Annotated in this window: 24 protein-coding genes; 18 read left to right on the top strand and 6 right to left on the bottom strand. The window is 62.6% G+C overall.

Features of this window, described 5'->3' with window-relative positions; translation table 11 throughout:
- Positions 1-59 precede the first annotated feature (59 nt).
- The 3 genes from NKJ37_RS01170 to NKJ37_RS01160 are packed head-to-tail and all read left to right on the top strand — an operon-like array spanning position 60 to position 3,923.
- Positions 60-1,013 carry an ABC transporter permease gene (locus NKJ37_RS01170; protein ID WP_352440115.1) on the top strand — a complete coding sequence of 318 codons (954 nt, stop codon included), beginning with the start codon at positions 60-62 and terminating at the stop codon, positions 1,011-1,013.
- Positions 1,010-1,888 carry an ABC transporter permease gene (locus tag NKJ37_RS01165; protein ID WP_352440023.1) on the top strand — a complete coding sequence of 293 codons (879 nt, stop codon included), beginning with the start codon at positions 1,010-1,012 and terminating at the stop codon, positions 1,886-1,888. Before NKJ37_RS01170 ends, NKJ37_RS01165 begins: the two co-directional genes overlap by 4 nt.
- The gene (locus tag NKJ37_RS01160) at positions 1,881-3,923 is read left to right on the top strand and encodes a dipeptide ABC transporter ATP-binding protein (RefSeq protein ID WP_352440024.1); all 2,043 of its coding nucleotides are present in this window, start codon (positions 1,881-1,883) and stop codon (positions 3,921-3,923) included. Before NKJ37_RS01165 ends, NKJ37_RS01160 begins: the two co-directional genes overlap by 8 nt.
- Positions 3,924-3,949: 26 nt before the next feature.
- On the opposite strand, the gene NKJ37_RS01155 is transcribed toward NKJ37_RS01160, so the two are convergent.
- Positions 3,950-4,852 carry a LysR family transcriptional regulator gene (locus NKJ37_RS01155; protein WP_023808720.1) on the bottom strand — a complete coding sequence of 301 codons (903 nt, stop codon included), beginning with the start codon at positions 4,850-4,852 and terminating at the stop codon, positions 3,950-3,952.
- A gap of 113 nt (positions 4,853-4,965) precedes the next feature.
- On the opposite strand from NKJ37_RS01155, the gene NKJ37_RS01150 reads away from it, so the two are divergent.
- The 8 genes from NKJ37_RS01150 (at position 4,966) to NKJ37_RS01115 (ending at position 14,113) form a co-directional block, all read left to right on the top strand.
- Complete coding sequence (locus NKJ37_RS01150) at positions 4,966-6,621, top strand: ABC transporter substrate-binding protein (RefSeq protein WP_023808721.1); 1,656 nt, start codon at positions 4,966-4,968, stop codon at positions 6,619-6,621.
- Between the two features lie 17 nt (positions 6,622-6,638).
- Positions 6,639-7,508, top strand: coding sequence for a DUF427 domain-containing protein (locus tag NKJ37_RS01145; RefSeq protein ID WP_031212247.1), 870 nt, complete (start codon positions 6,639-6,641; stop codon positions 7,506-7,508).
- Between the two features lie 79 nt (positions 7,509-7,587).
- Positions 7,588-8,352, top strand: a complete 765-nt coding sequence (locus NKJ37_RS01140; RefSeq protein WP_352772240.1) for an SDR family oxidoreductase — start codon at positions 7,588-7,590, stop codon at positions 8,350-8,352.
- A 419-nt stretch (positions 8,353-8,771) separates the two neighbouring features.
- The gene (locus tag NKJ37_RS01135) at positions 8,772-9,746 is read left to right on the top strand and encodes an ABC transporter substrate-binding protein (RefSeq protein WP_127291030.1); all 975 of its coding nucleotides are present in this window, start codon (positions 8,772-8,774) and stop codon (positions 9,744-9,746) included.
- A 78-nt stretch (positions 9,747-9,824) separates the two neighbouring features.
- Positions 9,825-10,910: a quaternary amine ABC transporter ATP-binding protein gene (locus tag NKJ37_RS01130; RefSeq protein WP_352440025.1), complete on the top strand. Its 1,086-nt coding sequence runs from the start codon at positions 9,825-9,827 to the stop codon at positions 10,908-10,910.
- Positions 10,907-12,889 carry an ABC transporter permease gene (locus tag NKJ37_RS01125; RefSeq protein ID WP_352440026.1) on the top strand — a complete coding sequence of 661 codons (1,983 nt, stop codon included), beginning with the start codon at positions 10,907-10,909 and terminating at the stop codon, positions 12,887-12,889. The genes NKJ37_RS01130 and NKJ37_RS01125 overlap by 4 nt, the downstream gene beginning before the upstream one ends.
- A gap of 7 nt (positions 12,890-12,896) precedes the next feature.
- Positions 12,897-13,697 (top strand): hypothetical protein, encoded by an 801-nt coding sequence (locus NKJ37_RS01120; protein WP_352440027.1) that lies wholly within the window; start codon positions 12,897-12,899, stop codon positions 13,695-13,697.
- A 38-nt stretch (positions 13,698-13,735) separates the two neighbouring features.
- Positions 13,736-14,113: a GFA family protein gene (locus NKJ37_RS01115; protein ID WP_352772238.1), complete on the top strand. Its 378-nt coding sequence runs from the start codon at positions 13,736-13,738 to the stop codon at positions 14,111-14,113.
- Positions 14,114-14,128: 15 nt separating this feature from the next.
- Here NKJ37_RS01115 and NKJ37_RS01110 read toward each other — a convergent pair whose 3' ends face one another.
- Entirely contained in the window at positions 14,129-15,487 is a 1,359-nt protein-coding gene (locus tag NKJ37_RS01110; RefSeq protein ID WP_352772236.1) for a trimethylamine monooxygenase, read from the bottom strand.
- A gap of 316 nt (positions 15,488-15,803) precedes the next feature.
- Between NKJ37_RS01110 and NKJ37_RS01105 the strand changes: the two genes are divergently transcribed.
- Positions 15,804-16,520: a helix-turn-helix domain-containing protein gene (locus tag NKJ37_RS01105; protein WP_127270283.1), complete on the top strand. Its 717-nt coding sequence runs from the start codon at positions 15,804-15,806 to the stop codon at positions 16,518-16,520.
- 166 nt (positions 16,521-16,686) lie between these two features.
- Here NKJ37_RS01105 and NKJ37_RS01100 read toward each other — a convergent pair whose 3' ends face one another.
- Genes NKJ37_RS01100 through NKJ37_RS01085 form a run of 4 tightly spaced genes read right to left on the bottom strand, consistent with a single transcriptional unit; the run spans position 16,687 to position 20,470 of the window.
- Positions 16,687-17,727, bottom strand: a complete 1,041-nt coding sequence (locus NKJ37_RS01100; protein WP_352772233.1) for a heme-dependent oxidative N-demethylase family protein — start codon at positions 17,725-17,727, stop codon at positions 16,687-16,689.
- A 9-nt stretch (positions 17,728-17,736) separates the two neighbouring features.
- Entirely contained in the window at positions 17,737-18,702 is a 966-nt protein-coding gene (locus NKJ37_RS01095; protein WP_023808730.1) for a PDR/VanB family oxidoreductase, read from the bottom strand.
- Complete coding sequence (locus NKJ37_RS01090) at positions 18,699-19,295, bottom strand: dimethylamine monooxygenase subunit DmmA family protein (protein ID WP_352772230.1); 597 nt, start codon at positions 19,293-19,295, stop codon at positions 18,699-18,701. The genes NKJ37_RS01095 and NKJ37_RS01090 overlap by 4 nt, the downstream gene beginning before the upstream one ends.
- Before the next feature lie 41 nt (positions 19,296-19,336).
- Complete coding sequence (locus NKJ37_RS01085) at positions 19,337-20,470, bottom strand: aminomethyl transferase family protein (protein ID WP_352772227.1); 1,134 nt, start codon at positions 20,468-20,470, stop codon at positions 19,337-19,339.
- A 286-nt stretch (positions 20,471-20,756) separates the two neighbouring features.
- Here NKJ37_RS01085 and NKJ37_RS01080 point away from each other — a divergent pair, with 286 nt between their 5' ends.
- Genes NKJ37_RS01080 through NKJ37_RS01055 form a run of 6 tightly spaced genes read left to right on the top strand, consistent with a single transcriptional unit; the run spans position 20,757 to position 24,105 of the window.
- The gene (locus NKJ37_RS01080; protein ID WP_023808733.1) at positions 20,757-21,044 is read left to right on the top strand and encodes a hypothetical protein; all 288 of its coding nucleotides are present in this window, start codon (positions 20,757-20,759) and stop codon (positions 21,042-21,044) included.
- Between the two features lie 12 nt (positions 21,045-21,056).
- Positions 21,057-21,434, top strand: a complete 378-nt coding sequence (locus tag NKJ37_RS01075; protein ID WP_023808734.1) for a hypothetical protein — start codon at positions 21,057-21,059, stop codon at positions 21,432-21,434.
- A gap of 36 nt (positions 21,435-21,470) precedes the next feature.
- The gene (locus NKJ37_RS01070; protein WP_013532900.1) at positions 21,471-21,632 is read left to right on the top strand and encodes a hypothetical protein; all 162 of its coding nucleotides are present in this window, start codon (positions 21,471-21,473) and stop codon (positions 21,630-21,632) included.
- 14 nt (positions 21,633-21,646) lie between these two features.
- Positions 21,647-23,050, top strand: coding sequence for an APC family permease (locus tag NKJ37_RS01065; protein ID WP_023808735.1), 1,404 nt, complete (start codon positions 21,647-21,649; stop codon positions 23,048-23,050).
- A 45-nt stretch (positions 23,051-23,095) separates the two neighbouring features.
- Entirely contained in the window at positions 23,096-23,785 is a 690-nt protein-coding gene (locus NKJ37_RS01060; RefSeq protein WP_023808736.1) for a hypothetical protein, read from the top strand.
- A complete protein-coding gene (locus NKJ37_RS01055; RefSeq protein WP_352440033.1) occupies positions 23,782-24,105 on the top strand; it encodes a hypothetical protein in 324 nt (107 codons plus the stop codon). The genes NKJ37_RS01060 and NKJ37_RS01055 overlap by 4 nt, the downstream gene beginning before the upstream one ends.
- The last annotated feature ends 33 nt before the right edge of the window (positions 24,106-24,138 follow it).

The raw sequence follows: 24,138 nt of genomic DNA, 5'->3' as shown, positions 1-24,138 counted from the left end.
AGCCAATCCTCTAACAGCCAGCTCCCGCATGGGGGCTGGCTCCACAAGGAGTCCTAGCCATTCTCTCCTTCCTTGTCCGGCGTGTCTCGCTGTCGCTCGTCACGCTGTTCCTGCTCAGCATCATGGTGTTCCTGGGCGGCCAGGTGCTGCCCGGCAATGTCGGGCGCGCAATATTGGGTCCGTTCGCAGACCAGCGCGCGGTCGACACGCTCAATCACACGCTCGGTGTCGATCGTCCGCTGCTGGCGCAGTATTGGAGCTGGATCTCCAATTTCGTCCAGGGCGACATGGGCACGTCCTACATCTTCCGCTCGCCGGTCGCGCCTTTCGTCATCGATGCGCTCGGCAATTCGATGAAGCTGGCGGCGGTCGCCTTCGTTCTGGTGGTGCCGATCGGCATTCTCGGCGGCGTCATTGCAGCGCTCAACCTCAACCGGCCGCTCGATCGCATCATCAGCCTTGGCGGCCTGTCGGTGACGGTGCTGCCGGAATTCGTCACCGGCATCATCCTGATCCTGATCTTCGGCGTGTGGCTGCGCTGGCTGCCGATCTCGGCCGCATGGCCGCGCGATGCCGGCTTCTTCACGCAGCTCTATTACCTGATCCTGCCCTCGCTGCCGCTGTTCCTGGTGCTGTTCGGCTACATCGCCCGCATGGCACGCTCCGGCATGATCGAGGCGCTCGATTCCGACTACACGCGAACGGCCGTGCTGAAGGGCCTGCCCTGGCGCACGGTGATCTGGCGGCATGTGCTGCGCAACGCGCTGCTGCCGACCATCACTGTCATCGCGACGCAGACCGGCTACCTCATCGGCGGCCTTGTCGTCATCGAAACGCTGTTTCGCTATCAGGGAATCGGGTCGCTGATCTTCACCGCCGCGCGCGGCAAGGATTTCCCGATGCTGGAGTCGGGCATCCTCACCATCGGCATTGTCTATGCCGTGGCCACCCTTGTCGCCGACTTCCTCTATTCCGTGCTCAATCCGCGTATCCGTCTGGGGTCAGATCAATGAGCGCCGTCCAAACCAGCTCTCCGACACCAGACGACACGCGCCGGCGCGGCCCGCTGGCGGAGGTCTTTTTCTCGCTGTTGCGCTCCCGAACATTCCTTGTTGGTTTCGCCATCGTGCTGTTCTGGGTTGCCTGTGCGCTGTTCGGCGAGCATTTCGCACCTTATGATCCACTTGCGGACGACATCATCAACGCGCTGGCGCCGCCCTCTTCCGAACACTGGTTCGGCACCGACCAGATCGGCCGCGACGTCTTCTCGCGCGTCATCGTCGGTTCGCGCGACATCCTGACCGTCGCACCGCTGGCAACCTTGCTGGCGACAGTGGCCGGCACGGCGCTCGGCCTCCTTACCGGCTATTTTCGCGGTCTCGTCGACGATGTCGTCAGCCGCATCCTGGAAGCCTTCATGGCGATCCCGGTGGTCATCGTCGCGCTGCTGGCCATCGTTGCGCTCGGCACCTCGAAGACGACCGTCATCGTCGTCATCGGCCTGAGCTTCGCGCCGATCATCGCGCGCACCGTGCGCTCGGCGGTGCTGGCCGAGCGCGAACTCGACTATGTCGCCGCCGCACAGCTTCGGCATGAAAGTGCGCTGCATACAATGTTCGTCGAGATCCTGCCCAACGTCATCCCGCCGATCCTGGTCGAAACCACCGTGCGGCTCGGCTATGCCATTTTCGCCGTCGCCACGCTCTCCTTCATGGGCTTTGGCATCCAGCCGCCCTCGCCCGACTGGGGGCTGTCGATCTCCAACAATTACGGCATGATCGGCGGCGGCTTCTGGTGGACGGTGCTGTTCGATGCGCTCGCCATCGCTTCGCTGGTGATCGGCGTCAATCTGGCGGCCGACGGCGTTCACGGAGCGCTCAATGACTAACTCCGCCAAGGCCGGAAACGCACTCGAACTCACCGATCTTTCGGTTGCCTACCGCGTCGCCGGCCGCAATCGCGCCGTGCTGCGCAACCTCAGCCTCAGCATCGGCCAGGGCGAAGCCTACGGTCTGGTCGGCGAATCCGGTTGCGGCAAGTCGACAGTGGCGCTCACTGTCGTGCGTTATCTTCCTAGAAACGGTTCGATCACCGGCGGCGCCATCTCCCTCGATGGCCAGAATGTGATGAAGCTGGACGCCGAGGCGCTCAGGCGGGCGCGCGCGGAAAGCGTCTCCATGGTCTATCAGGACCCGGGCAAGGCGCTGAATCCGTCGATCCGCGTCGGCCGTCAGCTGACCGAGATTTTTGAACTCGGCGGCATTTCGGGACAAGCGGCCACCGACCGGGCGATTGCGATGCTGAACCGCGTGCGCATCTCCGACCCCGTCAGCGTCATGCAGCGCTACCCGCACCAGCTTTCCGGCGGCATGCAGCAACGCGTGGCGATTGCCATGGCGCTGGCCAACGATCCGTCGATGCTGATCCTCGACGAGCCGACCACCGGCCTCGATGCGACGGTGGAGGCCGAAGTGCTCGACCTGATCGCACAGCTCAGGCAGGAACTGTCGGCCTCTATCCTGTTCATCAGCCACAACCTCGCGGTCGTTTCCAACATGTGCGACCGGGTTGGCGTGCTCTATGCCGGCATGCTGGTCGAGGAAGGGCCGACGGAGGTCGTGTTCAACGATCCGCGCCATCCCTACACGGTGGCGCTGCTGCGCTGCCTGCCGCGCGGTGGCCAGCGCAAGGATCAGGGCCGCCTCGACACCATTCCGGGGTTTCTGCCCGGCATCGGGGCCGACATCAAGGGCTGCGCCTTCGCCGACCGCTGCGCGCTCGCCGACGACCGTTGCCGCACCGAATTGCCGCCGCTCTATGATCTGAGTGACGAACGCGGGAGGCGCTTGTCACGCTGCCACTATCACGACAAGGCGCAAGCGTTGCCGCGTGCGACACCGAGCGATGTGGCGCCGGCGCCAAAGGTGGCAGCAGCACCGGTGCTGCGCGTCGCCGGGCTGAACAAGACCTATGCCAGCCACGGCCATGCACTGCGCGCCGTCAAGGACGTCTCGCTTGATCTCAGACCCGGCGAGACGCTCGGGCTGGTCGGCGAGTCCGGCAGCGGCAAGACGACCTTTGCCAGGCTGCTGCTCGGCCTGGTGCCGCCAGACGCAGGCGGCACCATCGAGCTGGAAGGCAAGGCGCTGGCGCCACGGCTGGAGAACCGCAGCGACGACCAGATCAAGGCGATGCAGATCGTCTTCCAGAATCCGGATTCCGCACTCAACCGCTCGCATTCGATCCGCCACCTGATCGGCCGCGCGCTGAAGCGGCTGGCGGGCCTCTCCGGCAAGGCGCTGGAGGCTCGTCTCAACGACCTCGTCCGCTCGGTGCGGCTCACAGACCGGCATCTTGCCGTCAAGCCACGCCAGCTTTCGGGCGGCCTGAAGCAGCGCGTTGCCATCGCGCGCGCCTTCGCTGGCGATCCGCGCATCGTCGTCTGCGACGAGCCGACCTCGGCGCTCGACGTGTCGGTACAGGCAGCGATCCTCAATCTGCTCGCCGACCTGCAATCCAAGGAAGACGTCAGCTACATCTTCATCTCGCACGACCTTGCCGTGGTGCGTTACCTCTCCGACAAGATCGCCGTACTTTATCTCGGCCGCATCATGGAACTAGGACCGTCGGAAGACGTCTTTTCCGGCCCGCATCATCCCTATACCGAAGCGCTGCTGTCGGCCGTGCCCAAACTCGACCAGACCGAGACGGCGCGTATTCGTCTCGATGGCGAAATCCCCAGCGCCACCAACCCGCCGTCGGGCTGCGTGTTCCACACGCGTTGCCCGCGCAAGATCGGCCCGATCTGCGAACAGCAGGAGCCGCCACTCAGCGAAGCCCAGCCCGGCCATTCGATCCGCTGCCACATTCCTTACGCCGAACTGGCTAGGCTGCAGAGGGCGGTCGCAACCGAGCCGGCATAGCGCTGTCGCTCGCGTGGCTTGGCCGGTCAGATCTGCCCGGCCATGCCGAGGGAACGGTCACCTTCCGAAAAGCCCTGAACTTCAGCCCAGTCCCTGGCCAGCGTACGCAGCCCGGTGAGCGCGACATCCAGGACATCCGAAGACACGGGATTCGAGGGATAGGCGAGGTAGATTGGCCGCTGGAATACCGGTGTGTTGTCGATGCGCCGCATCTCACCGCGCTCGATATGGCCGCTGACGGCGCTGAGCGGCAGATAGGCGGCGGCTTGCTGCGACAGGACATGCTGGAGGCCGATGAAGACCAGCCCGGCCGATATGGCCGGCTTGACCATGCCGGCAAAGGCGCGGTCGTGCTCGATGCGGAATTCCAGTCCCCAGTCCATCAGGATATAGTTTTCGGTCCATGGCTTGGTCTGTGCGGCGTGCTGGACGAGCACGACCTGATCGACGGCCAGCGTCTCGTAGACAATGCCGGGATGCGGTCGCGGAAGATAGAGGATGCAGATGTCGAGCAGGCCTTCTGCCAGCTGGTCGATCGCCAGATCCGGGAAACTGCCTTCAAGCCGCAGCGCCACGTTCGGCCGCCTGGCGCGCATCCACTCGACCCAGGGCGAGGTGATGCGGTCCCAGAGATAGGCCGGCGCGGTCAGCCGCAGCAAGGTTTCGTAGCCATCGGGAACGGCGATATCCTGCCGTGATTGCTCCCAGGTGCGGGTGATGGACGATGCGTGCGGCAGGAATTGCCGGCCGGCCGGCGTCAGCGTGACGCCATCGCGGTCGCGCACGAACAGCCGGCGTCCCAACTGATCCTCCAGTCCCCTGATCCGCGCACTGACCGTGGACTGGGCGAGGTTGAGCCGGCTGGCCGCGACGGTAAAGCTGCCATGGGTGGCGACTTCGAGAAAGCTGCGCAGATTCTCAGTGTCCATACCCACCTCTTGCATCGAAAATTTCGATGACCCCTATCAAAAAAAATCGCTTTCCGGCGGCAGTCAACAATGAACTAGATGACTGAATCCCAAGACAAGCGAGGAATCCAGCCATGCCCAAGCATTTCCGGATGATCGACAACGCTCGCAGGACGCTCACTGCAATCGAAAATTCCGCTGTCGACGAATTGCTGGCCGGCAGGATGGGCCGGCGCGACTTCCTGCGCCATGGCAGCGTGCTTGGCCTCTCCCTGCCGTTCCTGGGCAGCCTTGTCGCAGCAGTTGGCTTCGGTACACAGCAGGCACGCGCCGAGGGCAAGCCGGGCGGCACGGTGCGCGCCGGCGTGGCGACGCCGGGCGGCGCCATCGATCCCGTCACCTACTATGACAGCGGCAGCTATCAGCTGGTTTTCCAGACCGCCGAGTTTCTCTGCATCACGCAGCCGGACCTCACCTTGAAGCCGGTGCTGGCGGAAAGCTGGGCGCCGAACGAGGACGGCAGCATCTGGACCTTCAAGCTGCGCAAGGGCGTGAAATTCCACAATGGCGAGGACTTCAAGGCCGACGACGTCGTCGCAACCTTCGATCGGCTGGCCGACCCCAACGGTGCCTCCAACGCGCTGTCGGTGTTCAAGGGGCTGCTGTCGAAGGGCGGCACCCGGAAGGTCGACGACCACACCGTCGCCTTCCATCTCGATGCGCCGAATGGCAGCTTTCCCTATTCGGTGTCGATCGACAACTATAACGCCGTCATCCTGCCGGCGAGCTACAAGGGCGACTACGAAAAGACGTTTGAAGGCACCGGGCCGTTCCGGCTGGAGACCTACACGCCGAAGGTCGGCGCGACCTTCATCCGCAACCCAGACTATTGGGGTGAGAAAGCGCTGCCCGACCGGCTCGAGTTCAAGTTCTACGGTGACGTGCAACCGCGCATCCTGGCGCTGCAGGCGGGCGAGGTCGACATTCTCGATGCTGTTCCGCTCGATGTCAGCCAGGTCGTGCTGAACAGTCCTGATATCACCGTGTTGCGTGTCGCTTCGACCGCGCACCGCCAGCTTCACATGCGCTGCGACACCGGCCCGTTCACCGACAAGCGCGTACGCCAGGCGCTGGCGCTGTGCATCGACCGCTCCAAGCTGGTCGACGGCTTGTGCCGCGGCATGGCGGCGACCGGGAATGACAGCCCGTTCGCGCCGGCCTTCCCTGCGACCGACAAGTCGGTGCCGCAACGCGTCCAGGAGATCGCCAAGGCCAAGCAGTTGCTCGAGGCGGCGGGTCTCGCCGAAGGCTTCGACATCACGCTGACCACGCTGCGCTATTCCGACATTCCGGGCTATGCGCAATTGTTCCAGAATTTCGCCAAGGAAATCGGTGCCCGCATCTCGCTCAACATCGAGGACCAGGACAAATATTACGGCAAGGCGGTGTTCGGCCAGTCGGACTGGCTGGACAGCCCGCTCGGCATTACCGATTACGCGCATCGCAGCGTGCCGAACGTGTTTCTCAAGAGCCCGCTGGTCAGCGACGGCCCGTGGAACGCGGCGCATTTCAAGAGCCCGGCCTATGACGGCATGGTCACCAGCTATCTCAAGGCGCTCGATGTCGGCGCGCAGCGCGCCGCCGCCTCCGACATCCAGAAACTGCTGCTCGACGAGACGCCTGTCATCTTCAGCTATTTCCCCGATCTGCTGGTGCCGGTGCGCAAGAATGTCAGCGGCCTGCCGCCGATCGCGGCCGGCCTGCTGCTCGACCGCGTGTCGTTGAGCTGATCGTGCCCCAACGCCCGATGACAAAAGAAACAAAACGGGAGACTACCATTCGCAAGCCTCATTTGCGCGGCCGTGGGCCGCATTTTCCCTTGCTGGACACCCTCGTGCAGTATGAATTCGAGCCGGGCTACATAGCCTTCACCATGCCGACGCAGAAGCGACTGCGTGTGCAGGTGGGGTCGATGACCGTGGCCGATACGACCAATGCCTTGGTGTTCTACGAATCCGATCACCTGCCGGTCTACTATTTCCCGATCGGCGACGTTCGCGAGGAATTCCTGCTGCCGAGCAAGACCACGACAGAGGATCCGTTCAAGGGCACAGCCACCCACTACTCGCTCAACACCGGCATCACGCTGGTCGAGGACGCGGCCTGGCGCTATCTCGATCCGGTCAAGGGCTGTCCGCCTATATCGGACTACATGTCGTTCACCTGGAGCAAGATGGGCCACTGGTTCGAGGAGGACGAGGAGATCTTCGTCCACGCCCGCGATCCGTTCCGCCGGATCGACTGCCTGCCGTCGTCGCGGCGCGTGCAGGTCATCCTCGACGGCGAACAGGTCGCCGATTCACGCCGCGGCGTGTTCCTGTTCGAGACCGGCCATCCGGTGCGCCACTATCTGCCGATCGCCGACACGCGGCTCGATATGTTCGCGCCCAGCCGCTACATCTCGCGTTGTCCTTACAAGGGCATCTCCAGCTATTATCACGTGACGACGAAGGCCAAACGTCACGAGAACCTCGTCTGGTATTATCCGGAACCGGTGCACGAGGCAGAGCGCATCAAGGGGCTGGTCTGCTTCCACCACGAACTGGTCGACAAGATCCTGGTCGACGGCGTCGAAATCCCGAAGGAAGCCACGGCCGCGTCGAGCGGTTATTTCTGAGCATCGACGCCGCCTGCGCGCGGGCGCTTGATCGAAACACGGCTCAGCCATACCCTCTCCGAGGCAGGGAGGGCACTCGATGGATCTTTTCAAGCTGGGTGGCGATGTCGCGCTGGTCACCGGCGCCGGTAGCGGCATCGGCCAGGCAATCGCGATCGGGCTCGCCGAGGCAGATGCCGACGTCGCCTGTTTCGGCCATACATCGAAGGGTGGGCTGGACGAGACCGCGCACCGAATCGCGGCACTCGGCCGCAAAGCGCTGGTGCTGACCGGTACAGTGACATCGCAGAGCGATCTCGCGGCTGCGATCGATCGCGTTGAAAGCGAACTCGGTGCGCTCACCGTCGCCGTCAACAATGCCGGCATTGCCGGCTCCGAACCCGCCGAGACGATGCCGCTGGAGACATGGCAGAAGGTTCACGACGTCAATGTCGCCGGCGTGTTCCTGTCCTGTCAGGCCGAAGCGCGCAAGATGTTGGTGCGAGGCAAGGGCTCGATCATCAACATCGCCTCGATGTCGGGCACCATCGTCAACCGCGGCCTGACGCAGGCGCACTACAACTCTTCGAAGGCCGCCGTCATCCACATGTCGAAGAGCTTCGCCATGGAGTGGGCCGATCGCGGCCTGCGCGTCAATGTCGTCAGCCCGGGCTACACGCTGACGCCGATGAACAAGCGGCCGGAGGTGGCGGAAGAGGTGAAGATCTTCAAGCGCGACACGCCGATGGGGCGCATGGCGGCGCCGGAGGAAATGGTCGGGCCGACGGTGTTCCTCGCCAGCCGCGCAGCGAGCTTCGTCACCGGCCTCGACCTGATTGTCGATGGCGGCCACGTCTGCTGGTAAGAGCTCAGCTTCGCCTGCAGTCTGAATTTGTACGTCTCGCGAAGCGTTAGTCGTTGCACGACATGAACCTTGGTATATATAATTTCATCCTATGAAACGGCCTTGGCGCGATGGGGCTTACCAGGCGGGTAGCCGAGATCATAGGACCTTGATGGCTCGCACCTTGCAGGGCGCCGCAGGACTGGCAATCGATCCGCGGATGACCGCTCCCTCAGCGATCCGTCGGCACTCATGACGCCGACACTCCAATCCTATCCCATCATCACCGAAATTGAGCACCATCTTGCCTGCGCTGGCCAAAGCCGGGGCAATAATTTGGCGCCGACGGCCTTGCGCAAAGACCAGCCTTTCCAACACAATCAAGAAAAGCCGCAAGAAGGGAACGAACGATAATTTTCACAGCTTGAAGGAGAACAAGCATGTCACTTCGCAGTGTGATTTCGAACTTAACAATGGGAGCCTTCGCGCTTGCCGCCGCAAGTGCGCTTACATCACCGGCTTACGCAGCCGCGCCGGAATCGAACGACCCGATCAAGATCGCGCTGTTCGACTGGACCAGCGTCAACCTGAACGCCAAGATCCTCGGCGGCATCCTGGAAAAGCTCGGCTACACCGTCGAGTATCCGACCGCCGACTACCTCTCCAGCCTGACCACAGGCCTCACCAATGGCGATCTCGATGTCGGCATGGAATTCTGGGACACGACCGCCGGCGAGGCCATGAAGGCCTCCGATGCGACAGGCCAGACCGAACGGCTGGGCAAGCTCGGCCCGAAGGCCAAGGAAGAATGGTGGTTTCCCGAATACATGAAGGAGAAGTGCCCCGGCCTACCCAATTGGGAAGCGCTGAAGGACCCGAAATGCGCCGAAGCCTTCTCGACGGCCGAGACCGCACCGAAGGGGCGCTATCTCGGCGGCCCGGTGACCTGGGAAGGCTTTGACGACGAGCGCGTCGAGGCACTGAAGCTGCCCTTTACCGTCATCCATGCCGGCACCGACGCGGCGATGTTCGCCGAACTGGACTCGGCCTATCAGCGCAAGGCGCCGATCATGCTGTGGATCTATTCGCCGCACTGGGCGCCGGCCAAGTACAAGGGCGAGTGGGTGGAATTCCCCGAATACACGCCCGAGTGCTACAACGACCCGAAATGGGGCACCAATCCCGACGCCAAATATGATTGCGGCAAGCCGCATGGCGAGATCTGGAAGTACTCCTGGTCCGGCATGAAGGACAAATGGCCGGTCGCCTACAAGGTGGCCAAGGCCTACACGGTCGACACCGACGAACTCAACAAGATGAGCGGCGAGATCGATCTCGGCGGCAAGACGCCGGAAGATGTCGCCGCAGCCTGGATCGCCGCCCACGAGGCCGACTGGAAAGCCTGGGCGCAGTGATCGTTCCAACTGGAAAAATGAGACCCGGCTGCTTGATCAGCCGGGTCTCAATTCTTGATGTTCCAGAAGGACGTTTGAATGACGGACAAGACTGAACGGGAGCCAAACGTGGTGGGCACGCCAAAGGATGCCCGTCCGATAAAGCTCGCCTGCCGCAACGTCTGGAAGCTGTTCGGATCGAACGCGGCCAACTTCATCCGCGAACGCGACGGCAAGGCCAGCATGGCAGACGTCACTGCTGCCGGGCTGGTCGGCGCGGTGCGCGCCGTCGACCTCGAAATCCGCCAGGGCGAGATTTTCATCATCATGGGCCTGTCGGGCTCCGGCAAGTCGACGCTGGTCCGCTGCATGTCGCGGCTGGTCGAGCCGACCCATGGCAAGGTCGAATTCGAAGGCAATGACCTCCTGAAAATCTCCGATGCAGCACTCATCGAATTGCGGCGGCACCGCATGGGCATGGTGTTCCAGAACTTTGCCCTGCTGCCGCATCTCAACGTGCTGGAGAACATCGCCTTCCCGCTCGGCATCCAGGGTCAGGACCGGGCGACACGCGAAGCGCGGGCGCGCGAGGTCATCGAACTTGTCGGCCTGCGTGGCCGCGAGCATTTCTATCCGCGCGAGCTGTCCGGCGGCCAGCAGCAGCGTGTCGGCATCGCCCGGAGCCTGGCGACAAAACCGGAAATCTGGTTCCTCGACGAGCCGTTCTCGGCGCTCGATCCGCTGATCCGCCGCGAAATGCAGGACGAGCTGATGCGGCTGCAGACCATGCTGCACAAGACCATCGTCTTCATCACCCATGATTTCGACGAGGCCATCCGGCTGGCCGACCGCATCGCCATCATGAAGGATGGCGAGGTCATCCAGATCGGCACGCCGGAGGAGCTGGTGGTCAATCCGGCGACCGACTATGTCGCCGAGTTCACCCGGGACGTCGACCGCGCCAAGGTTATTTCAGCACGCAGCCTGATGCGCGCCTGCGACGGCTCGGAACATGGCGGCACCGTTGCCCCGGATGCCAAGATCGCCAGCTTCTCGGCCGGCATCGTTGCCGCCAACAAGCCGTTCGCGGTGGTCAACGGCACCGGCAAGCCGATCGGCGAGGTGACGCCGCAAGCGGTGATCGATCTGCTGGCCGGCATCGATCGCTCAAGGGTCGGCGCATGACGGTGACAGCAAGCGCCAGCGAGGCAAGGCCACGGCCGATTCAGGTATGGCTGCTGATCTGGGCGGCAGCGCTTACCGTTGTGCTTGTCGTGCTCCTGCTGCAGGATCGCCTGCCCTGGGCCGTCAATTATCCGGCCAGCGCCGTCGTGCCGGTCGCCGATTGGGTCAGCGCGCTGATGCGCTGGATCAAGTCGAACCTGTCCTGGTTGACCCGCTCGATCACCGCTGTGCTCGGCGTTCCCCTCGATTTCGCGCTCAATCTGTTGGCCAAGAATTTCAAGATCGGCCACGGCGCTGACGCCTATATCCTGCCGCGCCTGTCCTGGGTCGGCGTCTGCGCCGCCGCCTTCCTCGCCGGTCATGCCGTTGGCGGCAGAAAACTCAGTCTGCTGGTAGGCGGCTGCTTCCTCTACATCGCCCTGTTCGGCCAATGGACCAGTGCCATGCTGACGCTGGCGCTGATTTCCATCGCGGTGCCGTTCTGCATCGTCACCGGCCTGTTCGCCGGCATCTGGGCGTGGCGCAAGCCATGGGCGGAAAGGCTTGTCGTCTCCCCTGCCCTTGACCTGATGCAGACGATCCCGACTTTCGCCTATCTTATCCCGATGCTGCTGCTGTTCGGCAACAGCCCGGTGTCGGCGATGATCGCGACCGCCATCTTCGCCACGCCGCCGATGGTGCGGGCAACGATGCTCGGCCTGTCGCGTGTACCCTCGGAAATCGACGATTTCAGTGAGATGGCCGGCTGCACGGCGCGGCAGAAATTGTGGCGGGTGCTCTTACCCTCGGCGCGGCCGACACTGATGATCGGCGTCAACCAGGTTATCATGCTGGCGCTGAACATGGTGATCATCGCTTCGATGATCGGCGCCGGTGGCCTCGGCTACGACGTGCTTCTGGCGCTGCGCGCGCTGAAGGTCGGCGAAGCGATGGAAGCCGGTCTTGCCATCGTCGCGCTCGCCATCGCGCTCGACCGGCTGAGCCAGGCCATCGCGCACAGCCAAGCAAAGGGCCATGTCCATCAGGAGGCAAGCCTCGGCCTCTGGCGGCGCTACCCCAATCTGACACTGGCCATCGCCATCCTTGTCATCACCACGCTGCTTGGCCTGTTCGTGCCGGCCTTCGCGGCAGTGCCGAAAGCGATCACCTTCACCACCGCGCCGCTATGGAGGGCAGCGGTGAACTGGGTGACGATCAATTTCTTCGACACGATCGAAGCGTTTCGCGTGGCGCTCATCCTCAATGTGCTGAACCCGCTGCGTGCCTTCTGCGAAGGCTTTCCCTGGCTGGGTGCCGTCTTCCTGCTTGGCCTCGCCGGCTACCAGCTTAGCGGCTTCCGCCTGGCCATATTGGTCGCCGCATTGACCGCCTTCTGTGCCGTCACCGGGCTGTGGGAAAAGACCATGGCGACGGTCTATCTCTGCGGCATCTCGGCCTTCATCGCCTGCCTTATCGGCATCCCCATCGGCCTGATGGCCGCGCGCAGCGACCGCTTCGAAAAGATCGTCACGCCTGTCATCGATACGCTGCAGGTGCTGCCGTCCTTCTGCTTCATCATTCCGGTGGTGATGCTGTTTCGGGTCGGCGACGTCACTGCGATGATCGCCACCGTCGCCTTCGCCGTGGTGCCGGCGATCCGCTACACCAATCACGGCATCAGGCAGGTGCCGCCGGCGCTGATCGAAGCGGCGAAGGTGTCGGGCTGCACGCCGCGCCAGACCTTCTTTCGCGTGCAACTGCCGCTGGCGCTGCCGGAGATCATGCTGGGCGTCAACCAGACGATCCTGATGGCACTGGCGATGATCATCATCTGCGCCATGGTCGGCACGCGCGATCTCGGCCAGGAAGTGTTCATTGCGCTGTCCAAGGCCGATTCCGGTCGTGGTATCGTTGCGGGCTTGGCCATCGCCTTCATCGGCATCGTCGCCGACCGGCTGTTCAATGCCTGGACGGCGAAGGCCAGGGCAAGGCTGGGATAGAAGCCGGATGTCCGAGCCGGGCGAGCCACCCTTCGCCGTCCTCGTTTTCGATATGGCCAGAACCGGCGAGCCGGACGGCGAGCACCTGATATCCGGCTTCGGCACGCTGGAGGCGGCGACGAACTATGCGATCGCGCGGGTCCGCGCCTCGGTGGAGGAACTGCGAAAGCCCGGCATCGCGGCAGCGGAGTTGCGAAAGCTCTGGCACCTCTACGGCGAAGACTGCCCGGTATTGAGCAGCCCGGTGCGCGGCAGCGATCTTCTCGACGAGTTCATCGCGACGCCGGCGACACCTGCCGAATGCGACTGGCCGGCGCTGGCGCCAAGGCTGCGCCGTTTTCGCGCCACTCTGCTGATCTCCAACGACACCAACGAATCCGTCTGGTGCGGCGGCTTCTTCCGCGCGACCTACAGGCTGTCGGGGCAAGGCCTGCTCGAGCGATTCCATGAGGACGCCGTTGCCGCCTTCAAAGCCAAGGGCATCGCGCCTGATGTGCCGACAAAAATTCATGTCGCCAATTACTTCGAGCTTCCCGACCCGCCCTACCCACCACCAGGCGCAACGCTGCGATCCTGGAAGGTCGAGGTCGGTTTCGTCTGCCACCATGTGAAATTCGGCGGCGACGCCGCCGGCGTCTTCGCCTGGCCGGAAGAACCGACCGACTGGGCGCTCAGAACCATGCAGTTCCTGCTGATGGCCGACACGATGGCGATGCGCGGCGATGGCCCCGACTGGGCCAACGACTGCGACGTGTTGTCGGTCAAGGTGACGGAGACCGATGCTGCTCCCGACTATCCGCTGGATTGAGTAAAGCTGAACCGCCCAACCCTGCAAAGGAGAGAGTGATGACAGGCCGGACAGCTCGCTGCACCTGCGGCCAATTGCAGATCCGATGCCCGCAAGAGTCGGCCAAGGTCTCGCTTTGCCATTGCCTGGACTGTCAGCGACGGACCGGCAGTCCGTTCGGGATCGCCGCCTTCTTCGATGCCGCCGCGATCGAGATCAGCGGCTCATTCCAGACATACCAACGTGATTCCGACAGCGGCTTTCCCGTCACCTTCCATTTCTGCGGAACGTGCGGCTCGACGGTTTTCTGGTATCCATCGCGGAGACCCGCAGCGGTGGCCGTTGCCGTCGGCTGTTTCGGCGACCCGTCATTCCCGGAGCCGACACAGTCTGTCTACGGCAAGAGTCGCCACGGCTGGGTCGCGGTGCCGGCCTGAAGGCAAGCCCACCCGCTATTCCGCCGCGACCCCCTTCACCTCGAGATAGCTCTCCATCGAATCGTCCAGCGCCTGCAGCCAGGGCGTATGATGCAGCGGCGCCATGGTCCCGGTCATCAGCGAGCGGTAGGCGTGGTCGCGGAAGCCCATGATGTTCTCCGCCTTGTGATGTTCCCATTCCATGAAGGTCTGGTTGACCGCCTCGACGTCGAAACCGGGATAGTCGGTCTGGTCCATCAATTCCTTGGTGTAGTCGCCCTGGAACCAGATCATCTGCTCGGCGTCTTCGAGCGTTTCCTCACGCGTCCTCCATTTCGCGCCGTGCTCGGCCATTGCCTTGGCCGACGGCAGCTTGATGCGGCCCATGATGACGTCGCGGGCGAACCAGGCCTGCGCGTCGAACATGTTGAAGGTGTAGAACTGGTCCTGCATGCCGATGAAGGACAATTTCGGGTTCTTTTCCCAGACGACGCCCTCATAGAGCCCGTCCGGCCACATGCGGTTGGCGGTCTTCAGCTTCAGGTCCTCGGTGAGGAACGGGAAAGAGTGCAGGTAGCCGGTGCACAGGATGATGGCGTCGACATCCCTAGTGGTGCCATCCTTGAAATGCGCGGTCTTGCCGACGACCTTCTGCAGCAGCGGCACCTCTTTCCAATTGTCGGGCCATTTGAAGCCCATCGGCTTCGAGCGGTAGCTGGAGGTGATCGATTTGGCGCCGTATTTGTAGCATTGCGAACCGATGTCCTCGGCCGAATAGGAGCGGCCGATGATCAATATATCCTTGCCCTTGAACTCCATCGCGTCGCGGAAATCGTGGCTATGCAGGATGCGGCCGTTGAAGGTGGAGAAGCCCTCGAAATAGGGCACGTTGGGCACCGAGAAATGCCCGGAAGCGACGACGACATTGTCGAACTCTTCCGAATAGGTGACGTCGTTGGTGCGGTCATGCGCGGTGACGGTGAATTTCTTCGTCTCGTCGGAAAACGTCACCATGCGCACCGGGCTGTTGAAGCGCACCCATTTGCGAAGGCCTGATTTCTCGACGCGTCCCTTGATGTAGTCCCACAGCACGGCGCGCGGCGGATAGGAGCCGATCGGCCGGCCGAAGTGCTCCTCGAAAGTATAGTCGGCGAATTCCAGGCACTCCTTCGGTCCGTTCGACCAGAGGTAGCGGTACATCGAGCCGTGCACCGGATCGCCATGCTCGTCGAGGCCGGTGCGCCAAGTGTAGTTCCACAGGCCGCCCCAGTCGGACTGCTTTTCGAAGCAGACGATTTCGGGAATGTCGGCGCCTTTGTCGGCCGCCGACTTGAAAGCCCTGAGCTGTGCCAGGCCGGACGGGCCGGCTCCGATGACGGCAACGCGACTTTTCATGGCAGGCCTCCCGATCTGGTTTCGACTTTGTCTTGACGCAATTCCCAAGGGGAAAGCGCTATGCGCCTTTCCCGGAATTGCTCTTACGAAACAAATTTCACTCACAGGACAGTAATTGGCCCTTTCGTGCTGTCAACAGCCCGATGCTGAAACAAGGTTCCGCCGATGTGGATTTCCCGCGAAAAATCGGACGCTGCCAAACATCATTATCGTGCGCATGCGCGTTCACGCGGCTTGCCGTCGCAGTTGCGCTCCTGTATCGGCACCTGACATGTTCACCTAGAGTGAAATAAATCCTAGGAGTGCCGGGGGCGACATGGCGAAGAAGGTTTCCGATCCCAAGGCTGGTCTCGCCGGTGCGACGGCCAAGCCGCTGCCAAAGGTTTCGGCCGACGGCAAGACCATCCGCGCGCCGCTGACGCAGAACCCGCATGCCATTCGCGACACGCGCGAAAAAGTGCTGGAGGTGGCGATCGGCCGCGAGGTGCGGGCGTTCCGCAAGAAGCTCGGTATCACCGTCGCCGATCTGGCGGTCGCCACCGACATTTCTCTGGGCATGCTGTCGAAGATCGAGAACGGCATCACCTCGCCGTCGCTGACCACCTTGCAGGCACTGTCGCGGGCGCTCGGCGTTCCTGTCACCGCCTTTTTCCGCCGCTTCGAGGAAGAGCGCAGCGCCGTCTTCGTCAAGGCCGGCCAAGGCCTCGATGTCGAGCGCCGCGGCACCCGTGCAGGCCATCAGTACAATCTGCTCGGCCATATCGGCTCCAACACCAGCGGCGTCGTCGTCGAACCCTATCTGATCACACTGACCGAGGATTCCGATGTGTTCCCGACCTTCCAGCATGAGGGCATGGAGTTCCTCTACATGCTCGAAGGTGAGGTCGTTTACCGGCACGGCAGCAACCTCTACCCGATGAAGCCCGGCGACAGCCTGTTCTTCGATGCCGACGCACCGCACGGGCCGGAGCAGCTGACGAAACTGCCAATGCGGTATCTGTCGATCATCTGCTATCCGCAGAGCGCGGGGTGAGCGGGACGCAAGCAGCCCTCACCCGGATTGGCAACCGAATTGCGAAGGGCAATTCGGGGCAATCCGACCTCTCCCCGAGGGGAGAGGAGGCTGGCGCCAGCGTTGGCTATCTCTTCTCCCCTCGGGGAGAAGGTGGCCGCGTAGCGGCCGGATGAGGGGGCCTTGCTCAATCCGGCCCAAACCCCGGACTTGTCGCGCTCCCATCATCCAGCTTCGACAGCCACTCGACCAACGCGGGGCGATAACGCGTCAAGCCCTTGTAGTTAGCAAGCTCCTCGGGCAGGTCACGGATGACGCGGTGCAGGCGCCGTGCCCATTTTGGTTGCGTCGCCAGCTCGTCCATCTTGATAAGATAGCAGCGGATGGGGAAGACGATGCCGTTGGAGCGCGGCAGGCGCCAGAAACTCTGCAGCTCGACACGCAGATGCACCTTGTCGCCGACATTCTCCGGCGTCACCGTCGCCCGGTCCGGACCCCATTTGTGGTAGTTCTCGGGGCTGGTGTCGAGGCGCGGATTGATGGTCATCGTCCAATTCAGGCGCCGCGCCGGCTTGCCCTGCTGGATGTTGGTGAGGAATTTCAGCGCCCTGACGAAAATCCCCTTCTCATGCGCCAGCGGCACCGGCGCATGCCATTCGAAGAAGTTCATGCCGATGTCGAAATCGAGCGACCAGTCGGCCTGGGTGGTGACCATGCCGGCATCCATCCACAGATTGCCGTCGCGCTGGTCGAGGATGCAGAAATCGCCCTGGCTCTGCCGGGTGATGTATTCCATCGGGCCGTAAGGCAACGTCGAGGTGTCGCCGAAGGTGAAGGTGTCGTCGATGCCGAGCGGCCGGTTGATCCAGCGCCAGCGATCACCATCGCGTGTCAGCGTGAAATGCTCGGGATAGCCCAGCGCCTGCTGCTCCATCAGAAGTTCCAGCAGGTCCCAGCCGGCCAGCGTCATGTGCGGCAGCGATTGACAGCGCAGCGGATCCTCGGCCAAGACCAGCGCGCGATCCTGCATCTCGGCGACATAGTGCTCGTCGACGTCGATCAGGTTTTCCAGCACGCTGCCCCTGGGTCCGACGACATGCGGCTCGATGTTGACCGCATACATGTAGGCGTCTTCGTGGAACGGGAACGGAAACCGCCTTATGTGCTCGGGGCTGTTCTTGAAGGTGAAGTCGTCGCGGAACGTTTCCTTGCGAAAGGTAATGCCCATGATTTTCTCCTACCGTTCCAGGACCAGCGACCGGCCTTCGAAGCGCGACACGCACGGCATGATCTTCTTGCCCGAACGGTGCTCTTCCTCGCTTAGCCAGTGGTCGTTGTGGATGAACTTGCCGTCGCAAGAGATGACGTTGGTTTCGCACTGGCCGCAGACGCCGCCGCGGCAGAGGTAAGGCGGATCGACGCCGGCCGCCTCGATCGCTTCCAAGAGGCTCTGCTGTTCGTCGACGCGGATCGCCTTGCCGCTGACGGCAAGCGTCACGTCGAACGGCAGCCCGGGCTGGGGTGCCGCGAAATGCTCGAAATGCACGGTCTCCGGCGGCCAGCCCAAGGCAGCAGCCCGATCGCGCACCCAGTTGATCATGCCGGCCGGGCCGCAGACATAGAGATGCGTGCCGAGCGGCTGCGTCGACAGCAACCGGTCGAGTCCGATGCGCTCGTCGAGGTCATCATGATAGAGCCTGACCCTGCGGTCGTAGCGCGCGCGCAGCACATCCGCATAGGTGCCGAGCGATGCGGTGCGGACGGTGTAATGCAGTTCGAAATTGCCGCCCTCCGCCGCCAGCTGCGCGGTCTGCGCCATGAACGGCGTGATGCCGATGCCGCCGGCCAGCATCAGATGCTTTTTGGCGCGCAGGTCGAGCGAGAACAGGTTGACCGGATAGCTGACCACCATCTCCATGCCGGGCTTGACGCTCCGGTGCATGAACAGCGAGCCGCCGCGCCCGACATCGTCACGGCGCACCGAGATCGTGTATTCGCGCGTATCGAGTGGCGAGCCCATCAGCGAATAGGGATTGAGCCGGGTCCGTTCGCCATCGCGCATTTCAACGACAACGTGCGCGCCGCCGGAAAATGTCGGCAACAGGTTGCCGTCGCGCCGGCGGAAATGGAAGCGGCTGACCAGGTCGTTGACCGGGACGACATCGCTGACAACGACGTCTAGCTTAGTGGTGCCGGTGCTCATCGGAAAATCTCCTCCATCGGAGGAATTTCGCTGCGATCTTCCGCATTGATGCAGACGCCCTGGAAGGCTGCGATGCGCCTGGAATAATGGTCGCGCACCAGAAGCAGCAGGCCGCAATGCGCGCAGGTCGCCGGCTGCGTCGTGACATTCTCGGTGATGCCCTTGCAGTGGACGCATTGCATGCGCCGCGCCAGCGAGCCGCGGTGCTCGGTCTGGATCGAGGTGTGGTCGATGCCGGCTTCAAGCGCCACCTGCATCGCCTGGCCGATCAGGCCCTCGGTGCCCGAGAGATAGAGGCGCAGGCCCATATGCGCGTTGGCCAGTGTCTGCCGGAGCCGTGGCAACAGGCTGGCAAAGGACGGCGCCTGGTGGAACTGTGCCGGCTTCAACGCTTCGAGCGCGACGGTGTGTTTGCCGTCCGGCCCAGGAATGAAGACGATTTCGGCGTCGTCGAAAAACGCGGGGGGCGCCCTCACGGCCATCTCCGCTATTGCCAGCGCCCCTTCCGCGTCCGCGATGAAAAGATGATGCTTGCCGGGTTGCGGAGACAAAGTTCCGTAAACCGGCCGGCTGATGATGCTTTTGGCTGCCATTTATGCCTTCGTGCCTCGAACCCCTCGCCGTTGACTATGCCTCAACCTTTCGCGGTGCGCTTGGTCTTCTTGGGATCGTCGAATGGCAGTGGCTGCGCCGTCGCCTTGATGGCACCGCTCTTGTTGCGGATTTCGAGCTTGGTGTCCTTGACCGCGCAGTCGACATCGAGTCGGGCGATGCCCATCGATTTCTCGGCCAGCGGCGAATACATGGCGCAGGTCACCACGCCGACCTTTTTGCCGTCGCGATAGACCGGCGCGCCTTCATCGGCCGGCTCCTTACCGTCGAGCAAGACGCCATAGATCTTGAAGCGCTCCTTACCCTTCAGACGATAGTGCTCCTCGGCACCGCGAAAGCCGGTCTTGCCAGGGCTGACGGTGAAGTCGAGGCCGAGTTCCCACAGCGTGTCGCCTGGGCCTTCGTTCTCAAACGGATATTTTTGGGAGTTGTCATAGGGGTAGAAGAGCAGATAACTTTCGACGCGCAGCATGTCGAGCGTGGTGAAGCGGCACGGAATGATGCCGGCGCTCTTGCCCTCGTCGAGGATCCTGTCCCAGATCGTGCCGGCATCCTGGCCGCGGCAGAAGATCTCGTAGCCGCGCTCGCCGGTATAGCCGGTGCGCGAGATCATCACCGGAAGACCGAACAGCTGCGTCTGCATGTGATGGAAATAGTTGAGGTCGCGAATACCCGGCACGTGCTTGGCCAGATAGTCGACCGCTGTCGGACCCTGCAGCGACAGATCGTGCAGATTGTCGTCGAAGCGCAGCGAGACGTCGCGTCCTACCGAAGCACGCTGCAACTCCTCATGGCCGGTGCCCGAACCATGCACGACCATCCATGCATTGGGGCCGGTGCGGTAGAGGATGCAATCGTCGGTGAATTTCCCCGCCTCGTTCAGCATGCAGGCATAGGCCGACTTGCCGGGATAGATCTTTTCGACATCGCGCGTCGTCGCCAGGTCGATCAGGTGTGAGGCATGCGGCCCGGTGATATGGACTTTCTTGAGGCCGGAGACATCCATCAGACCAGCCTTGGTGCGGATGGCGATGTACTCCTCGTCGGCATCCTTGTCGTAGGTCCAGGCGGTTCCCATGCCGCTCCAGTCTTCGAGCTTCGAACCGAGCGCGCGATGGCGATCCGCCAGGGTCGAAAATCTCCAGGATGCCGTCATCCGCTCGTCCTCCGTTTCGATAATGCTCTGCTGTTCCCTGCCCCCTGCGCAGCGGCGGGAGCTTTGGCCGAATATTGATCGCAAACCTCCGGGCGCCGCAATACCCATAAGCAATTAATTTCATTCTCAGGCAAAATCCGTTGCGCCAAGCAAACGGTTAACCCCGCGTAAATCGCGCTTGACAATTGCGGGATTCAGACAGAACTTATGAAAAAAATTTCACTCTGTTGAAAGAGGACGGCGGACGGGAGATTCGGAACCGGACGGCGGAAAAGGGGAGAAACCGATGTCAGACATGCAGCAGCGCATCGAAGCGCTGTACCGTTCCGACCTGCGCGGAGCCGCGCTCCTGATCGTCTGCCTGTGGGCGACGATCCTCTTCGTCCTCCTCATGACATGGCCCTACATCCCGCACAGCGGCATCAAGGCCGTCGTCGCGATCGCCGCCGCCGCCGTGCTGATCTTCAACACCGCGGCCATCCTGGCGATGGTCAAGCACTACAAGGAAGACAAGGAATTCATTTACGGGCTCGACATCAAGAACGCCGACGCGTTCAGCAACCGCAAGTCCTGAGGGGTAGAAGAGATGTCCCGCTACACGCCGCCGGAGCAAAGCAAGGCCGGGCAGGTTTTCGACATCGCCGTCGTCGTCGTCGCCATTTTCGTGGCACTGTGGCTACCGCTCAAGCTGGGCCTCGCCGGCGCGGCGAAATCCATCGACGCGCTCGACGCCAAGACCTGGGAAGCGCTAGGCCAGAACCCGACCATGGCGTCTATCTGGGAAAAGCTCGGCTATACGCCCGAGACCGCGCACGACATCATCCAGAACCGCTTCCACTATGTCATCGACTGGCCGACGCTGATCATCATGGCGGCGGTGCTGATCGGTTATTTCATCTTCCTGTTTCGTGCATCAGACCGCGAATACCGCGACGTCATCAACGAAAAATTCGACGACAAGTAAGAGTTCTGAGGACGATCTAATTCGGGGGACACGATCATGTGGGTGGCACTCTCTTACGCATGCTGGGGCATCTCGATCGTGCTCGCTTTGTGGATGCTCTACGACTGGTTCAAGGTCGACACGACCTTCTCCGAAGAGGTGCTGACCTCCTCGCGCGAAGGCGAACTGGAAGCCACTTCCGAAAAACACCGGATCTGAGTGAGGATTGAACAATGACGATCGCACTTGAACCGGCTGCCCCGGCTGCCCAAGGGGACAGAGTTTCACTCCTGCGCGTGCTCGGACCGGCCCATGTCTGGGCGCTCGGCGTCGGCATCGTCCTGGTCGGCGAATTCACCGGCTGGAATTTCTCGGCCGACAAGGGTGGCGCACTGGCCGCGCTGATCGTCTGCTGGGTCGTGGGATTGCTCTACACCTCGGTCGCCATGATCGATTCCGAGGTGACATCGACCGTGGCCGCCGCCGGCGGCCAGTATGCGCAGGCAAAGCACATCGTCGGACCGCTGATGGCGTTCAACGTCGCGCTGTTCCTGGTCTTTGCCTACACCATGCTCGAAGTGTCCGACGCCATCCTGCTCGGCGACACCATCGTCGCCAAGGCCGGCGTCGAAGGGCTCACCCACAATTCCTTCATCGCCGCGACCATCGTCGTGCTGGCGTGGCTGAACTATCGCGGCGTGCTGATGACGCTCAACGTCAACTTCGTCATCACAGCAGTCGCCTATATCTCGATTGTCATCCTGTTCTTTTCGGTCAGCCCGTGGACGCAAGGCGCCGTGCTGAAGCTGAACGAGTTGGTCACTCCCGGCAATGCGCTCCCCTATGGCTGGATCGGCGTCATCGCCGCCTTCCAGTTCGGCATCTGGTACTATCTCGGCATCGAGGGCACCACACAGGCCGCCGAGGAAGTGCGCTCGCCGGCCCGCTCGCTGCCTTACGGCACCATGGCCGGCATGATCACGCTTTTGATCGCAGCCGCCATGACCTGGTATGTCTGCGCCTCGATGATGCCATGGGAATATCTCGGCATCACCTATTATCCGCTGTGGGACGCCGGCAAACTGACTGGCAGCCCGCTGCTCGAGAACCTGTTGTTCGTCGCCACGCTGCTTGCTGCAATGGCCTCCGCCAATGGCTGCATCAACGATGCGGCGCGCGCCTGGTTCTCGCTCGGCCGCGACCGCTATCTGCCGACATGGTTCTCGGCCGTGCATCCGAGATATCGCACGCCCTATCGTTCGATCCTGTTCCTGCTGCCGATCGCGCTGGCCTTCGCCTTCATCGCCGACCTCAACCAGGCGATCACCTTCTCGATCCTGTCGGGCGTGCTGCAATATACCTTCATGAGCATCAACATCATCATGTTCCGCAAGAAGTGGCCGCTGGGCTCGATCCGGCGCGGCTACACGCACCCCTTCCACCCGATCCCGGCCATCGTGCTGTTTTGCCTGTGCGTGGTGACCTTCTTCGCCATCTTCCTCGGCTTCGGCTCGCAGCTGATCGCCATGGTCGCCTTCTATTTCCTGATCTCGCTGTGGTTCCATTTCTATCGCTACAAATTCGTGCGGCGCGGCGACCAATTCACCATGCCGTGGCCAAAGCCGCAGGGTTATTGATGGGAGTAGGCCCGTCCGGATCCCGGGCGGGCCTGGCATGAGAAAATGTCCGAGGTGACATCAGCACTGCTGGCCGGGGCCATTGTCCTAGCTGTCGTCCTCCACCTTGCCTGGCAGGCGCGTGCCAGCCACAGCAGGGCGTCGATGGCGCTCGCCGTCGAGCAGGGCCGCATCCGCACAGTCATCGCCGACGCTGCCAATGTTTCGGATGGCACCGCCGGCGTCATCACCTGGGAAGGATCCTGGAACGGCAAACGTGTCCAGGTGCGCACCATCGTCGATACGCTGGCGACGCGAAAACTGCCGGCGCGCTGGCTCAGTGTTTCGATCACCGAAGAGGTCGCGGTGCCGGCGACGTTCGACATGATGATGCGGCCGGGATCGCCGACGACCTTCTCCAATTTCGATCATCTCGAGCACACGCTGCCGAAGAGCTCAGCATTTCCGGCTGAGGCCGTGTTGCGGACCGATCGCAGGGGCGTCCACTTCCCACTGGAGACCATCGCCGGCCACCTCGGGATTTTTTCCGAAGGGCGCGCCAAGGAACTGCTGATCACCCCGAAAGGGGTACGCATCGTGTGGCTGCTGGCCGAAGCCGAACGGGCGCGTTATGGCGTCTTTCGGCAGGCCGAATTCGGCGACGCCACACTCGATCCCGCGCTGATCGAAAGACTGCTGGTGTCGGTGTCGGCGCTTCGCGACGCCATCAACAAAAGCGAACGGCAGGCCGCATGACCATTCCCACCACTGCACCCACCAACCCCTATCTGGTTCTCGGCGCCGCAATCGTGTTGCCGGGAAGCGGGCATGTCATTCTCGGCGTGCCGGTGCGCGGCCTGCAGTTCCTTTTCTTCATGGTGATCCTGGCATGGGTGACGGCCAAGATCGCACCGTCGGATGCCAGCTTTGTCGGCCGTCACGCCGGCGGCTTCCTGATCTATGCCTTGTCGATTCTCGACGCCTACAAGATCGCTCGCATCCGCACCGCGAAATGGGTTCACAATGCCCGGCGAGACGGCGACAGTGCGCAGAGCGGCATTGAGCCGCATAGGTAACTAGAGGAATATTTTTTTCATACGATTGAATTT

It is taken from the genome of Mesorhizobium sp. M0140 (assembly GCF_040322475.1).
Lineage (GTDB): Bacteria > Pseudomonadota > Alphaproteobacteria > Rhizobiales > Rhizobiaceae > Mesorhizobium.
Note: the sequence above shows the minus strand (reverse complement) of the source record. Positions and strands in the feature narration are given on the sequence as shown.

Bases quoted from the DNA above. Each gene is read 5' to 3' on its own strand.
- NKJ37_RS01070 (WP_013532900.1), top strand. From the start codon at position 21,471: ATGTGGGTGGCACTCTCTTACGCATGCTGGGGCATCTCGATCGTGCTC.
- NKJ37_RS01110 (WP_352772236.1), bottom strand. From the start codon at position 15,487: ATGAAAAGTCGCGTTGCCGTCATCGGAGCCGGCCCGTCCGGCCTGGCA.
- NKJ37_RS01065 (WP_023808735.1), top strand. From the start codon at position 21,647: ATGACGATCGCACTTGAACCGGCTGCCCCGGCTGCCCAAGGGGACAGA.
- NKJ37_RS01120 (WP_352440027.1), top strand. From the start codon at position 12,897: ATGTCCGAGCCGGGCGAGCCACCCTTCGCCGTCCTCGTTTTCGATATG.
- NKJ37_RS01145 (WP_031212247.1), top strand. From the start codon at position 6,639: ATGACAAAAGAAACAAAACGGGAGACTACCATTCGCAAGCCTCATTTG.
- NKJ37_RS01140 (WP_352772240.1), top strand. From the start codon at position 7,588: ATGGATCTTTTCAAGCTGGGTGGCGATGTCGCGCTGGTCACCGGCGCC.
- NKJ37_RS01100 (WP_352772233.1), bottom strand. From the start codon at position 17,727: ATGGGCATTACCTTTCGCAAGGAAACGTTCCGCGACGACTTCACCTTC.
- NKJ37_RS01075 (WP_023808734.1), top strand. From the start codon at position 21,057: ATGTCCCGCTACACGCCGCCGGAGCAAAGCAAGGCCGGGCAGGTTTTC.
- NKJ37_RS01155 (WP_023808720.1), bottom strand. From the start codon at position 4,852: ATGGACACTGAGAATCTGCGCAGCTTTCTCGAAGTCGCCACCCATGGC.
- NKJ37_RS01125 (WP_352440026.1), top strand. From the start codon at position 10,907: ATGACGGTGACAGCAAGCGCCAGCGAGGCAAGGCCACGGCCGATTCAG.
- NKJ37_RS01130 (WP_352440025.1), top strand. From the start codon at position 9,825: ATGACGGACAAGACTGAACGGGAGCCAAACGTGGTGGGCACGCCAAAG.
- NKJ37_RS01080 (WP_023808733.1), top strand. From the start codon at position 20,757: ATGTCAGACATGCAGCAGCGCATCGAAGCGCTGTACCGTTCCGACCTG.
- NKJ37_RS01160 (WP_352440024.1), top strand. From the start codon at position 1,881: ATGACTAACTCCGCCAAGGCCGGAAACGCACTCGAACTCACCGATCTT.
- NKJ37_RS01095 (WP_023808730.1), bottom strand. From the start codon at position 18,702: ATGAGCACCGGCACCACTAAGCTAGACGTCGTTGTCAGCGATGTCGTC.
- NKJ37_RS01085 (WP_352772227.1), bottom strand. From the start codon at position 20,470: ATGACGGCATCCTGGAGATTTTCGACCCTGGCGGATCGCCATCGCGCG.
- NKJ37_RS01105 (WP_127270283.1), top strand. From the start codon at position 15,804: ATGGCGAAGAAGGTTTCCGATCCCAAGGCTGGTCTCGCCGGTGCGACG.
- NKJ37_RS01165 (WP_352440023.1), top strand. From the start codon at position 1,010: ATGAGCGCCGTCCAAACCAGCTCTCCGACACCAGACGACACGCGCCGG.
- NKJ37_RS01060 (WP_023808736.1), top strand. From the start codon at position 23,096: ATGTCCGAGGTGACATCAGCACTGCTGGCCGGGGCCATTGTCCTAGCT.
- NKJ37_RS01090 (WP_352772230.1), bottom strand. From the start codon at position 19,295: ATGGCAGCCAAAAGCATCATCAGCCGGCCGGTTTACGGAACTTTGTCT.
- NKJ37_RS01135 (WP_127291030.1), top strand. From the start codon at position 8,772: ATGTCACTTCGCAGTGTGATTTCGAACTTAACAATGGGAGCCTTCGCG.
- NKJ37_RS01115 (WP_352772238.1), top strand. From the start codon at position 13,736: ATGACAGGCCGGACAGCTCGCTGCACCTGCGGCCAATTGCAGATCCGA.
- NKJ37_RS01150 (WP_023808721.1), top strand. From the start codon at position 4,966: ATGCCCAAGCATTTCCGGATGATCGACAACGCTCGCAGGACGCTCACT.
- NKJ37_RS01055 (WP_352440033.1), top strand. From the start codon at position 23,782: ATGACCATTCCCACCACTGCACCCACCAACCCCTATCTGGTTCTCGGC.